14 protein-coding genes and 1 pseudogene are annotated in these 13916 nt (G+C 42.5%); 4 read left to right on the forward strand and 11 right to left on the reverse strand.

The window, feature by feature from the left end; genetic code table 11:
• Positions 1–39: 39 nt before the first annotated feature.
• Positions 40–1002: an NERD domain-containing protein gene (locus tag BLL40_RS10725; protein WP_073711896.1), complete on the forward strand. Its 963-nt coding sequence runs from the start codon at positions 40–42 to the stop codon at positions 1000–1002.
• A 155-nt stretch (positions 1003–1157) separates the two neighbouring features.
• Here BLL40_RS10725 and BLL40_RS10730 read toward each other — a convergent pair whose 3' ends face one another.
• From BLL40_RS10730 to BLL40_RS10740, 4 genes and pseudogenes are all read right to left on the reverse strand, one after another.
• Positions 1158–1568: a TIGR03826 family flagellar region protein gene (locus BLL40_RS10730; RefSeq protein ID WP_073711897.1), complete on the reverse strand. Its 411-nt coding sequence runs from the start codon at positions 1566–1568 to the stop codon at positions 1158–1160.
• 58 nt (positions 1569–1626) lie between these two features.
• Complete coding sequence (locus BLL40_RS10735; protein WP_159434220.1) at positions 1627–2088, reverse strand: ComF family protein; 462 nt, start codon at positions 2086–2088, stop codon at positions 1627–1629.
• Between the two features lie 36 nt (positions 2089–2124).
• Positions 2125–2289 (reverse strand): annotated as a pseudogene (locus tag BLL40_RS18230) (double zinc ribbon domain-containing protein); the annotation flags it as partial.
• The gene (locus BLL40_RS10740) at positions 2286–3611 is read right to left on the reverse strand and encodes an ATP-dependent helicase ComFA (protein ID WP_073711899.1); all 1326 of its coding nucleotides are present in this window, start codon (positions 3609–3611) and stop codon (positions 2286–2288) included. The pseudogene BLL40_RS18230 and the gene BLL40_RS10740, both read right to left, overlap by 4 nt.
• 145 nt (positions 3612–3756) lie before the next feature.
• Between BLL40_RS10740 and BLL40_RS10745 the strand changes: the two genes are divergently transcribed.
• Positions 3757–6045 carry an S-layer homology domain-containing protein gene (locus tag BLL40_RS10745; RefSeq protein WP_073711900.1) on the forward strand — a complete coding sequence of 763 codons (2289 nt, stop codon included), beginning with the start codon at positions 3757–3759 and terminating at the stop codon, positions 6043–6045.
• Between the two features lie 84 nt (positions 6046–6129).
• Here the strand turns inward: BLL40_RS10745 and BLL40_RS10750 are convergent, their stop codons facing one another.
• From BLL40_RS10750 to BLL40_RS10775, 6 genes are all read right to left on the reverse strand, one after another.
• Positions 6130–6978: a DegV family protein gene (locus BLL40_RS10750; RefSeq protein ID WP_073711901.1), complete on the reverse strand. Its 849-nt coding sequence runs from the start codon at positions 6976–6978 to the stop codon at positions 6130–6132.
• 67 nt (positions 6979–7045) lie between these two features.
• Entirely contained in the window at positions 7046–7510 is a 465-nt protein-coding gene (locus tag BLL40_RS10755) for an S-ribosylhomocysteine lyase (protein WP_073711902.1), read from the reverse strand.
• Positions 7511–7543: 33 nt separating this feature from the next.
• Positions 7544–8158, reverse strand: coding sequence for a Cif family virulence factor (locus BLL40_RS10760; RefSeq protein ID WP_073711903.1), 615 nt, complete (start codon positions 8156–8158; stop codon positions 7544–7546).
• Between the two features lie 74 nt (positions 8159–8232).
• The gene (locus tag BLL40_RS10765) at positions 8233–8430 is read right to left on the reverse strand and encodes a hypothetical protein (protein ID WP_073711904.1); all 198 of its coding nucleotides are present in this window, start codon (positions 8428–8430) and stop codon (positions 8233–8235) included.
• A 130-nt stretch (positions 8431–8560) separates the two neighbouring features.
• Positions 8561–9241, reverse strand: a complete 681-nt coding sequence (locus BLL40_RS10770) for a response regulator (RefSeq protein ID WP_073711905.1) — start codon at positions 9239–9241, stop codon at positions 8561–8563.
• 21 nt (positions 9242–9262) lie between these two features.
• Positions 9263–10429 (reverse strand): sensor histidine kinase, encoded by a 1167-nt coding sequence (locus tag BLL40_RS10775; RefSeq protein WP_073711906.1) that lies wholly within the window; start codon positions 10427–10429, stop codon positions 9263–9265.
• A gap of 529 nt (positions 10430–10958) precedes the next feature.
• Between BLL40_RS10775 and BLL40_RS10780 the strand changes: the two genes are divergently transcribed.
• Both BLL40_RS10780 and BLL40_RS10785 read left to right on the forward strand, forming a co-directional pair.
• Positions 10959–11597, forward strand: a complete 639-nt coding sequence (locus BLL40_RS10780; protein ID WP_073711907.1) for a YigZ family protein — start codon at positions 10959–10961, stop codon at positions 11595–11597.
• 93 nt (positions 11598–11690) lie between these two features.
• Positions 11691–12749, forward strand: a complete 1059-nt coding sequence (locus tag BLL40_RS10785; protein WP_073711908.1) for an LCP family protein — start codon at positions 11691–11693, stop codon at positions 12747–12749.
• A gap of 45 nt (positions 12750–12794) precedes the next feature.
• Here BLL40_RS10785 and BLL40_RS10790 read toward each other — a convergent pair whose 3' ends face one another.
• Positions 12795–13862, reverse strand: coding sequence for a glycosyltransferase family 4 protein (locus BLL40_RS10790; protein ID WP_073711909.1), 1068 nt, complete (start codon positions 13860–13862; stop codon positions 12795–12797).
• Between the last annotated feature and the right edge of the window lie 54 nt (positions 13863–13916).

Below are 13916 nucleotides of genomic sequence, written 5' to 3' on the forward strand. Positions count from 1 at the left end.
CATCGAATAGTACCTGCAGTATGAGTGAAAGGAGTTTTTATGTCAATCATTAAAAAGGTGGAAAAGCCGTTGTATTTACTGAAGCTGGAGGCTTTGCTAGGTAGGCTGCCGAATCATCATCCAAAACGGGCGATAGTGATTGAGGAGGCGGCAAAAGTAACAGCTGGGTTTCGCGGCGAGCAGTCCATCGAATATTCGCTCAAAGAAGTACAGCATCAAGTATCGATTTTTAACGATTTACGCCTTCAAAGTTCTTCTGGTTCATTCTTTCAATTGGATTTCCTCATCTTGACCCCTTATTTCATCGCTTTAATTGAATCCAAAAATTATATCGGTGCTATTCGTATTCAAACGGATCACCGGCAAATGATCCGAACGTTTGAGGGCAAAGAAACTGTTTTTCCGGATGCTGTCTTGCAGTTGCGGAGGCAGACACGGCACTTAACCGACTGGATGCATGATCATTCTATTGTCCCCATTCCGATTCCTTCGTTTGTGGGGATTGCTAACCCGACAACGCGTTTTGATGTTTCACCGCCGCATCCCGACTACTTACACCGATTCATTCGAGCCATTGAACTTCCCGATACAATACATTCACTTTTGCAAAAAAACAAAACAGTATTTTTAAAAGCAGATCAGCTACGAAAATTCGAACGGATGCTGCTGAAAAATCATGTGGTGTATGACCCTGATCTTTTAGCTAAATTTAAAATAGAGGAATCATCGCTCTTAAAAGGAGTACAGTGTCCGAATTGTGCTCAGTTTTCAATGGAACGAATGAGTCAAAGATGGCACTGTCCAGCATGTAATGCTTTTTCAAAAGAAGCGCACATTCAAGCCATTCAGGATTACGCTTATTTGATCAAACCAACAGCATCGAGTGTTGAAATTGCCCGGTTTTTAATGCTGGATTCGAGATTTACAGCATACCGAATGCTCATATCGATGAATTTAAAAACTAGTGGTGGTCCAAAAAACCGAATTTATTATTTGCGATAAAAATGCGCACTTATTTTTGTGGGTTCGCTCACAAATCACAGAAGTCGCACCTATTTCAGCCGATTCGCTCACATTCACACAATGCCGCACCTATTTCACTACATTCGCTCACAACCATCTCCCGCCAACAGCAAAAACCCGCCACTCGGCGGGTTTTAGTCTTTTTTCGTATAGTATGTTTGCTGGCTCTGTTCTTGTTTTATACGGCTAAATTCCTGTGCACGTTCGTGGAGCTTCAGGTCTTGATCAATTTCTGTAATGCATTTTGCGCATAGCTTGCCTTTTTGAATAATCGCGCCGCAGCGGTCACACGGATAACCTAAGTTTGGAAATTGGGCAGCTTGAAGTCGGCCTTTTCTGACCCACCTTTGAATGATTTCTTCCGTTACACCGGTCACTTCCACAATCCGTTCCATCGTCGCAGCACGATTTTCTCTTTTTCGTAAAAATGCATATACTTTTTGGTACAATTCTTCTTCTACGCGCGAGCATTTCGGACATACTTCACGAAACGCATTTTTTGCATACAAATCTCCGCATCGCGGGCAATCAATGACCTCATTCATGCCGTTCACCTCTTGTTTCTCTCAATTAGTTCTATTTTCATAGGGAACGACGAAATTGTCAAGAACCGCTTCTGGCGATCGTGATCGATTTGACCGACGATGCTCCTGCTTCCATCAGTGCTTTTGCAACAAGCCGAATCGTCGCGCCTGTCGTATAAATATCGTCAATGACAAGTACTGATTTCCCTTGTGCATCCCCAATCGGATAAAACGTCTGAGGCGCATTCACTCGCTCCAACCGCGACTTTTTTGACTGTTTATCCGATTCCAACCGGCTAATGAGCGATACATGCGCAAGACCAGCCGATTCAATGAGTGCTTCTGATTGATTAAACCGCCGTTCCGCAAGCCTTGTCGGCGGCAAAGGGACGGCACAGATTAGATCACACGACGCCGCTAATGCCATCTGCCGCACATCATCCGCAAAAATCGACGCAAGCACATAGTCACCACGATACTTAAACCGAGCAATGAGCGACTGCATTGCTTCATTGTATAAATAAATCGATTGATTGCTCACAAACGCACGCTCCCCCCACCTTTCACAATCCGAACACATGCCAGTCTCCTTCATTGGCCGCGAACATAGAGAACACGATGGTCCAGTTATTTTCACAAGCCTCTCCAAACACTTTGGGCAAAGGTGAGGGGCTTTCGCTCCAAAAAAAGGGAGCCAAGATTCAATTTCCGTCTCATTTTCGCAAAGCAGACAAAGCTTCATCTATCAATGAGCCCCCTTTCGATTCCAAGTCTGTTCATCTCATTGATTTGCCGGATCGCTTTCATCATCGCATCCGTTTTTCCGTAATGAAATAGACGGATATCACCCGTTGGATAATCTGCACTACGTCCGGCCCGGCCCGCCATTTGAACGAGTGCACTTTCCGTAAAGACCTCATCTTCTGCACCAATCACAGCGATATCAATACCAGGAAATGTAACGCCACGCTCAAGAATCGTCGTCGACAGCAAAACCGGAATCTCCTGCCGGCGCATCGATGCGACTTTTTCTTTTCGAAGCGGATCAGCCGCATGGACGCTTTCAATTCGCGGATCCATTTCTTTAAAAATCGGCAATGCTTTCTCCATCGTGTCAATATGCGGATAAAAAAGAAGCAGACGATGTCCTTCCTTTACTTTAGCTTTTGCCCATAAAAGAACATTTTTCGGTACCGTGGTTTTTTTCCAGTTGCCGCACCATTCTGTTTTTGGCACTGGGAGCGGGCGTCGATGATAACGGGCTGGAATAAGTGTCGCCTCGCGTTTGCCCGTTTTTACTTCGGACTGCCATTCTGCATGTGGAGTTGCTGTTAAATAAATAAGGGACGATTCAGGCTTTCTTGCTTTTTGAACAGCAAATTGCAACGATCGATCAAATGTGTACGGATAAGCATCGACTTCATCGACAATTAAGACGTCGAATGCATGATAAAAGCGGTACAGCTGATGAGTAGTGGAAATGACGAGTGGACTATATGTGTTGCGATCGGGGCTGCCGCCATACAAGACGGCAGGCGGTGTGTCTGGGAAAACAGCCGCGAGACGCGGTGCGAGTTCGCGCACGACGTCAGATCTCGGCGCAGCAATGCAAACGCGCTTGCCAGCAGAAAGGGCTGATGCGATTCCTTGAAATAATACTTCTGTTTTACCGGCTCCCGCTACCGCCCATACGAGATGTTCCCTTGAATAGCATATAGCACGTTCGACGTTACGAGAGGCAACCTTTTGACCGGCAGATAGAGTGCCTGTCCAGTGCAATGTTCCTGCGTTTTCATGATGTTTAGGCGATGGACCATTCCATGTGTAAAGGGTTGTGCATGATGAGATTTTGCCCATTTCGATGCAATTGCGGCAATATGTGCATAGGTTGCCGCATCGGGCACAGGGGTGAGAGGCGAAGTTCGTCGTATTGTTGCAACGGTTGCAGCGTGGCTTTCCGCCATTAAAGTGAATAGCGGGACGGGTGGCAATGTGTTCGTCCGGGAGAGTCTTGAATTCTTCGTCAATGAGTTCTCTTCCAGCAAAAAATGAAGCATATGTCATATGTCACGTCCTTTCGCTAATAGTATACTTTTTTTGCGGTTTTATAACAATCATTGTCATATTGTCATCTTAATTTAACATAGAGGGTAATTTTACGTATGTTATAATTTAGTTTGTCATATTTATAAGAAAGAAAGGGGAACCTATGCGAAAAATAGGAGGAAGTCTCGTCGTTTTCCTACTTGTATTTACGTTTACTTTGCAAGTATCGGCACAGACTTTCAGTGATGTTTCAAACCACTGGGCAAAATCAGAAATCGAATCATTAACGGACGAAGGTGTCATTTTAGGATATGAGGACGGAACATTCAAGCCAGATGCACAAGTAACGAGAGGTCAGTTTTTGGCGTATCTTGTGCGTGCGCTTGATTTACCAGCAGGCAATTCAGCGTTTCCAGATGTTCCAACCGGCAGCCGCCTTTATCCTGACATTGCCGCCGCCAAAAAAGCCGGGCTTATTCTCGGGAATGCGGACGGCCTAGCTAAAGCAAACGAACCTGTCACTCGATCAGATGTCGCCGTTATGCTTGACCGGGCAATGCAGCTAAAAGGCGACTATAAGAAGCGTGCACCGCTTACCTTTACAGATGCTGCTAAAATCGGACAGTACGCCTATGGTGCAGTAGAACGGATGACGTTTTATAACTTGATCCGGGGAACAGCAGACAACAAGTTTGAGCCAGCTAAAATCGCGACGCGCGGTGAATCTGCTGTCTTTATTCACCGTCTCATGTCAAAACTTGATTTACTGGGCAACTCAAAAGATCCCATTGAAATTCCGAAGCCTGCTGATAACCAGGAAGTCGTCATCCCCATTCATGATTATCAGTATGTAAAAGTGCGCATAAATACGCGCGGCGTTCCGCTTACATACAATAAACAGACGACTGATTCACATGTTTTATCAACGGATACACATTACTACTACCATATGGGGAATGCGTCCAAGCCACTAGGATCATTGCAAGTTACACTTCGTAAACTCGATAATGGAGATACCTTTATTTTCACGAAGTTTCTTCATAATGGCGACAATACATATTCTGCCTCTGTCATTATGCCATTCTCGCAATCTGACAATTATTCATTGGCAAAATACGCTTCGCATGGAACGGTTGATCAATCTCATAATTCAACGTTCGGTGTTGATAAAACGTCACACCCAACCGGTATTTTATCGGTTAAAAATGGATCAACTGTAACAAATGAAGTGATGATGGGCAAAAATTATATTTCTGTGCAGCGTCAAACAAATTATGCAAATGGACAGCGCTCTGTTATTCGCGAACTCTCGAGTGAACTAGAAAGCTATAATTTGTACACAGATCAAGCGCGCAAGCTTGTTACTGCTCATCAAAATGTATCTGTTCAGTCAAAAGCAATCTCAGAAACGTGGGCACTTGTATCTGAAAAACCATTGTTTGCAAATGCGACAAACCGAAATGACTGGTTTAAGAGAACGATTCTTGAGTATGGATCAATCAATAACTGGCTGACAGCGGATGGCGCATATACGAAGCTGCCTTGGTCAATCGAGCCTGGATACAAAATGGGCTATGGCCGAAATATTGGCCGCTTGCAAGGTGGGATTTATTTAACAGCGTATAATGGAAATAAAGAACGCTATTTCCGCGACTTAGTCATAAATGCAGTAGCCGATCTGGACGTCTTCTCCGGTGGTGCTATTACAGCAGGAAAAAGCCCCATTTTCAAAACAGAATATACGAGTACGTGGCTGAAAAATACGTATGGCACAACGGCTCCTTATATCGATACGCGTCACAACGAAAATGCGGCCTTGTTTTTGAAAAACACAGCGGAAGCACTTGCCGTATCAAAGCTTGCAGATGCGAATTTGCGCTATGCAGACTTTCTAGTAAATCAGAAAAGTCTTGGCAACACGATTGCGGTAACCCCAACAAGTTATTTAATTGCGGATTATTACGCAACCGGCAGCAAGAAAACACACGTATCTCTTAATCACGCACTTGGTGAAATGAGATTTTTACTAAATACGTATAAACAGACAGGCAACGCTGACTATTTAAAAACAGCGCGTGAATTAAAAGCAGGCATCGAAAACTTGCATCCGAAATGGATTCGCGCAAGTGGTGATCTCTGGTACCAAATTAACGGGTCGCTCGTATTCTCCGGTAATGACTATGATTGGCTGACATTGATGGATTTACTGTTAAGTCAAAATGCATTTGTTGAAAGCGGAATTGAACGAAGTACGATTTTTGATGAGATGATTCGTTCCAAAACGAAATACTTAGTCGATCATAATATAGCGATCAAGGGACAAATTATTTTATTGTTGCAAGAACAAGGCTTTGGTGACCTTGTTAAAAATACATCAGCAGCAGACGCCTCTTCACCGAAACTTAATGAAGAGGACCTGCCAAAAGATACGCTTGATTTATTAGCTGAATGAACGTAAAAGTGCCCCGATCGCTTGGGGCACTTTTTTATTGAAGAAAAAAAGCTCTCAGAATGGATCGTCTGAGAGGCCTTTCTGCTATATGCATTTTTTTGTCCAGCCCATCGCAAGAGCACTTTCGCCAAGGTGTGTACCAATGACAGGTCCGAAATGGCTAATGCCAAATTCAGCGTTCGGAAATCGTTTTTTCAGATCGATCATCCAGTTGCGGGCGTCGTCTTCACGGTTAGCGTGGATGATGACCGCCTGCAGTTTATCGCCTTTATTATAGTCTTCTTCAAATAAATCGCCGATTCGTTTCAGCGCTTTTTTGCTTGTACGTATTTTTTCAAATGGAACGATCACTTTATTTTCAATATGAAGAATGGGCTTTACTTGCAATAAACTTCCAATTAATGCCTGTGCACCGCCAAGTCGGCCACCACGCTTTAAATGATTTAAATCGTCGACCATAAAATACGTTTTTGTACGCTGCTTCATTTCAGTCAATTCTGTTATAATTTCTTCTGGCGTTTTTCCCTGCTTAGCCAGTTCAACAGCACGCAAAACGTAAAAGCCTTGTGGTGCACAGCTGACTTCAGAGTCAAAGGAGTGTATAGCAAGTCCCTGCACCATATTGGCTGCAACCAGCGATGACTGGTACGTTCCACTTATACCGCTTGATAAATAAATGCCGACAACTGCATCATATTCACGGGCAATCTCCTCATATATTTCGACAAAGTGGCCGATGACTGGCTGTGATGTCATTGGCAGTTTGCCGCCTTCGCGTACTCTTTCATAAAATTCTTCTGTCGTTATATCAAACTCTTCGCGGTAAGCATCATTGCCAAAAATCACGCTGAGGGGAATCATATAAATATTTAATTCATCGCGAAGCTCTTTCGGAAGATAAGCCGTACTGTCGGTCAAAATTGCCGTCTTCATCTTCTGTACCTGCCTTATTTTTATTTTTTTCACATATAAAAAAATGGACGACTTGTCCATTTTTTACTTATGCAAATATTTCTGTCCATTCATTTCGTTTTGCAAGCATGTTGCGTGCAATGTCTTTCGCGCCTTCAAGGCTGTGGCTCGCCGCCCAACCGCACTGCACTTCGTTGCAAGCAGGAACTTCAGCCGCTTCTAATACGTCTTTTAATGTTTTCTCAATAATCGTTAAAATGTCTTCGTAATCATCATGATTGATGACAGCAATATAGTAGCCCGTCTGGCAGCCCATTGGACTAATATCGACAATTTTGTCCGAGTGATTGCGGCTGAATTCCGCCATCATATGCTCCAGTGAATGAAGCGCGGGCATGTCCATATGCTCTTTATTCGGCTGGCAAAAACGGATGTCATACTTTAAAATTTTATCGCCGTTTGTTCCTTCTTTTACACCTGCAAGGCGGACGTACGGTGCTTTTACTTTCGTATGATCAAGGTTAAAACTTTCTACGTTCATTTCTTTCGTCATCTTTAAAAACCCTCTTTTCTTTTCATTATATCATCATTCCATGGCGAAGAGCGATATCTGTTTCCATCCAGCATTTTCTTTTTGAAACACCATAATCTGGCGTGTCGTCTGGCTCACTTCTTTCCCAGTGCCGATATCTTTTGATGTGGATTTCATATTCATAAATACGTTAGCTGTTTTCGTTTTTTCATCGTATTTAATGATCATCGGATCGAGTGGTGTCATCGACGCTTCAAATGTCTCGAATACTTTTTGAACGTACAATCTTTCTTCCTTATAGTCAAACGATTCAGGTGTTTCAGAAATGGTCGACATGTAACCGTCGATATCTTTATGATTAAACGATTCGATTTGCTTGTCCAGCACAGCTAAAATAGCGGTTTTTTCTTCTGCTGGAACGTTTCCTGCTTCCTCAATCGGAACTTTCTCCGTTTGTGTAGTTGATTCTTTCTTTGAATTTGACTCTTCATCAGCAGTCATTGTATTCTTTTGTTCATCTGAAGCCGTATGGGTTTCCTGTTTGGCCGTGTTTGCTGGTTCACCGTCACTTGCCGAGTTAGCAGCTTCATTTTGTTCGTCGTCACTACAACCTGCAAGCAAAGTGCCGGTCAGAAGCAGTGCCATTATCCATTTATACGTCAACGTCATTGCACGTCCTTTCTTTGTCTATATTTTATTGTAAAAGAAAAACAGTCCGCGCTCAACCGGCGCGAACTGTTTTTTCAATAATAACCATAGTATGGCGGGCGTCCGTAAATAATCGGTGTGAGCAGACTGCCAGCTAAGCCGCCGAAAAGGCCGCCAATAAATGGGCTTTGGAAAACTCCATAACCACCATAATAAGGTGGACGGTTATAATACGGCGGACGGCCATAATATGGGTACGGCCCCCGAAGCGGACGGTTGTAATATGGACTCACTGCTTAGTTCCCCCTTTATGTTTCGTCTTTCCATCATATGCAGCAAGACAAAACGAGGTGAGCGAGCCCTTTTTCATGAACAATCGCAAAAAAACAGTCCGGGATGTCTAGCTTCAGTGATTGGTCTTTCTCAACGTACTTCAACCCATCCTTTTTTGATCGCTGTCACGACGGCTTGTGTGCGGTCGTTAACGTTCATTTTCTGTAAGATGTTGCTCACGTGATTTTTGACCGTTTTTTCACTAATATAGAGAGATTCACCGATACCACGGTTGCTTTTGCCGTCTGCGAGTAGTTGAAGTACTTCGCATTCCCGGCGCGTCAATAAGTGAAGCGGACGGACAACTTCTGATTGTTGAAACCCTTTTCCTTTTCCATCGTCATTTGATAAACGGCGGTAGTCAGCGATTAAGTTATGTGTTACGCGCGGGTGTAAATATGAGCCGCCTGCTGCGACCACTTTCACTGCTTCGACAAGCTCTTCTGCATCCATTTCTTTTAATAAATAGCCTAGCGCACCTGATTGAAGTGCATGCATCACGTAGTTTTCATCATCATGTATCGATAAAATGATGACTTTCGTATCTGGATATTTATCAACCAACTTACGTGTCGCTTCCACACCGTTTACTTCTGGCATGTTAATGTCCATAATGACAACGTCCGGTTTATGTTCTTCAACGAGCGCAAGTGCTTCAGCACCGTCTTCTCCCTCAGCTAGCACATTAAATGTTTCTTCAAAATCAAGAATACGCTTTACCCCTTCACGGAATAATTGATGGTCATCAATAATAATAATGTTCGTCGTCATTCTCTTTTCCCCCTCTAAGTCCTAAGTCGTTGTCTGCTTCAGCACTGGCACGCTAATGAAAACAGCTGTGCCCTCGGACGGTTTCGAATGAAAGGCTATATCTCCTTCCAAAAGCTCAATCCGCTCCTTCATCCCCATAATACCAAATGAACCTGATTTTTTTTCACTTACAATAAATCCTTTGCCATTATCTTTCACCACAGCGAGTACTTGTTCTTTTTTGATTTCTAATTTCACTTGAATGACCGAAGCATCGGCATGTTTCAATGCATTTTGAACAGATTCTTGAATAAGCCGGAACAATGCTACCTCGAGTTTTGTCGGCAGCCGTTTATCCATCCCCATATTGACAAATTGGATGTCAGGCTTAGCAGCTTCGGACCGGTTATACTCATTAACAGTCGCTAAATACTTTTTCAACGTAGGGATTAATCCTAAATCATCGAGTGCCATTGGACGGAGGTCATAAATAATCCGCCGTACTTCATATAAAGCAGATCGAACCATTTTTTTCAAGTCCTGTATTTCTTTAAATGCTTCCTCTGCTCCATTTTCTCGATATATTTTTTCAACTAAATCGGAACGTACGAGGAGATTCGCCATCATTTGCGCCGGTCCATCATGGATTTCACGCGAAAGCCGCTTCCGCTCTTCTTCCTGTGCTTCCATTACCTGCAGACCAAATGCCTGCTTCGACTGAGCATATTCAAGCGCCTTTCCAAATTGCTTCATATCCTGCGTTAAATAGTTCAGAACAACGGCCGTTTGTGAGATGAGATGTTCTGCCCGTTCAATTGTCGTATGTACTAATAGTAAACGGCGTTCAAGATCATTGCGCCGGTCCAACAACTGCTTTTCATTATGACGCAGCACAATGAGCTCCATTTGCAAATCATGCGCTTTTTCGTACGATTCTCGCACGATGTCCTCCGAATAAATTGAGAAATCCCGACTTACTTCAGACAATCGCTGACGAGCCATCTTCACTTTTTTCTCCAGCTCTTCATTCTTAAGAAAGACAATTTGAATCTGGCTTTTGACCATTTCAAGCTCTGTCATCAGCATTTCATAATCACGCCTGCTTTGTTCAGCAATCGAAAAGACCTGATCTTTACTTTGATCAACCGTTTCAACCATTTTATTGAGTATCGTATCAAGAAGTTTCGTATCGGCATTTTTTATTGACATAAATAATCCCTTCTCCGGTTTTTAAATACCTAACCAAAAGACACAGCCTATTTTCCTTATTACTGTATCTTTTGAAGGCGGAAAAAATACGCAGTTCTTTTTAATTCACTGATAAAGTGAAACTTCATTCAGGGGGGTTAGGTTCACAGAATGTGAATCATGCAGACGTTGTCACAGGACGTGACGATCTTAGTCTACGTTCCGCTCATCCCCCACTGAATGTTAGTTGAACCAATCGGGCTTTTACGGGCAGTTGATCCCCTGCTTACCCATCTTTTCTTTTCGAAGTCTTGAAGAAGGGGTCTTACTGCCCGTTAATGCGGGATAAAAAGACCCAGTGAAAACCTCACAGGGAAGGATACTTTTCATTATATCATTAGATTAAATGTCGAACATTAAAGTTTATTTACGATTTGTTTAAAAGTATTTCGGGTCATGATGCTTTTCATCCGAACTATTTTCCTTTACGATAATGAACAATAGTTAATACCCCATTTCTTTATAAATAAAACAATTGGAGGAAAATAAATTGCTATCTACCTATAAAACAGTAAAAGGTTACGGTGAATTTGAACTAGTTATTCAAAAGTCACGGTTCATTGCTCATGTAGAGCGGGCTGAAACAGTTGAAGAGGCGTTGACATTTATTGATCGTATTAAAAAACAACACTGGAATGCGACGCATAACTGTTCCGCTTACATGATTGGTGAACACGATCAAATTCAAAAGGCAAATGACGACGGCGAGCCTTCTGGTACAGCCGGTGTACCTATTCTAGAGGTCATTAAAAAACGTGAGCTCAAAGACACCGTGATTGTGGTCACCCGTTACTTTGGCGGCATTAAACTTGGCGCCGGAGGCTTAATTCGTGCGTATGGAAAAACAGCGTCAGAAGGGCTAAATGCGATTGGCCTTGTAGAACGCCGTCTTATGAAGATTATGACCATATCGATTGACTACACATGGCTTGGGAAAATTGAAAATGAGCTTCATGCCTCCATTTATCGAATAAAAGAAATACATTATGCAGAGAATGTAGATGTAGATGTTTTTGTTGAAGAACAAGATGTTACTGTTTTTTGTGAAAAAGTAACGGAATGGACGAATGGACAAGCTATTTTTACAGAGGGTGACGTTCTATACACGGAAATAAACATAAAAGAATAAAAAAATTTACGGAATTGTCGTTTCATAGTAGAATATAGAATAGCTTTATTTCCAAATTTGAAAAAGAAATAACCATTAAAAGGAGAAAAATATATGGCTTCAACTAATCAACGATCCGGACGACGGCGCCGGAAAACGCAAAAGCGGCGCATTTTCTTTTTTGCCTTCTTTATCCCTATCTTACTTGTTGGATTTACGGCGGCAGGATATACGGCAAACTTGCATAAAAAAGCCGAAACGGTTTTTACCGATTCTTATGCGGATGATGGACGTGTTAAATCAGACTTACGCGATGCAGACGTTCATCCGCTTGAAGACAATATATCTATTCTTTTCATGGGGATTGATGATAACGTCAATCGTGACTACGGTACGAACACACGAACCGATGCACTCGTTTTAGCTACTTTGAATATAGAAGATAAATCGATTAAAATGTTAAGCATTCCACGTGATACGTATGCGTATATTCCAGAACTTAGTGATTACTACAAAATCAACCATGCACATGCAACAGGCGGACCCATTTCAACAATCGAAACGGTTGAAGAACTGCTTGACGTTCCAGTCGATTACTACGTACGCATGAACTTTTATGCATTCGTTGATATTGTTGATGCTTTAGACGGCATTAATATGGACGTTCCATTTGAAATCGAAGAAAAGAATTCCAACGATATTCATGGAGAAATTAAATTAGAGCCCGGCGTTCAAAAATTAGATGGTGAAGAAGCTCTTGCTTTAGCGCGTACGCGTAAATACGATAACGACATTGAGCGAGGAAAACGTCAACAAGATATTTTACAGGCGACCGTCAAAAAAGCACTGTCGTTGAATTCCATTACGAAATACGATGAAATTTTAGAAGCTATTGGATCAAATATGCGGACAAACATGACATTCGATGATATGAAGTCACTTATTGAATACGGCAAAAACGGTCATATCAATTACGATTCACTCACACTTGCCGGTACAGATGATTCCACAAGCTCCGGTGCCTACATTTATCGCCTAGACGAAACAGAACTTGACGTCGTAAAAGGAAAACTGCAACGTCACCTTGGTATAACTTCTTCTATTGCCTTCGATGAAAGCAGTACTGAAGAAGCCGGCACATATAGTACAGACGACGAATCAACATACGAATAAAAAATCCCGCTGAACCAATTCATTCTGGTCAGCGGGATTTTTTATTTATAAATTCTTTTTTGTACTGCCCTTAACAAAATTCAAAAGCGGTTTATAATCATTGCCTATTAAGCCAATACTTTCAACAAACAGTTCAATCGCAAGTGTAATGACTCCAATTAGGATAATGGCTCCCCATACTTTCGCCATGGAAAAGATAATCGCTGCAAGACCGAACATCATCGCAATCGCATAAATAATGAACACTGTTTGTTTATGTGTATAGCCTGTCCGAAGCAAGCAATGGTGTAAATGAGACTTATCCGGTGCGGAAATGGGCTGATTGTTCAGCTTCCGGCGGATAATCGCGAAAATGGTGTCGGAAATCGGCACGCCAAGAATGATAATCGGAATAATCAACGAGACGACTGTAATATTTTTAAATCCGAGCAACGACAGGACACTAATGATGAAGCCAAGAAACAGTGCTCCGGTATCCCCCATAAAGATCTTTGCCGGATGAAAGTTATATTTCAAAAAGCCAATCGCACTTCCTGCAACAATTAAAGCTATGCTCATCACGTATAGATCGCCTTTCATAAAGGCCATCAAGCTAATGGTTAATAGCGCAATTGTGGAAACACCTGCAGCTAACCCATCGAGACCGTCAATTAAGTTAATTGCGTTCGTAATCGCTACAATCCATAAGATAGTCAATGGTATACTTAAGTAACCAAATTCAATCGTTCCCCCGAATGGCAAGTTGACGAAATTAATTTGCACACCGCCATACACAACGACGACGAGTGCCGCAAGCAGCTGTCCCGCCAATTTCACTTTCGCTGAAAGCTCAAACCGATCGTCAAGAACACCTGTTAAAATAATAACAATGCTCCCCATAATAATGGCCGGATTGATCAGCGGCTGCTCAAACGGTGCCGTTGGGCGCAGTACAACCATGCCAATTAAAAAGCTAATAAAAATCGCCAAACCTCCCATGCGCGGCATAATCCGCTGATGCACTTTCCGGTAGTTGGGCTTATCAACAGCTCCAATGGCAACGGCAAACTTTTTTACGAGCGGCGTAATCGCAATCGATGCCAGCACGCAAATGATAAAGGCAAGTAAAACCATATTTTCCTCCTCTGTTCATTCAGAAGCATCTTTATTATATATTTTATAAAACGA

The sequence above is a fragment of the Domibacillus mangrovi genome (assembly GCF_001906925.1).
Lineage (GTDB): Bacteria > Bacillota > Bacilli > Bacillales > Domibacillaceae > Domibacillus > Domibacillus mangrovi.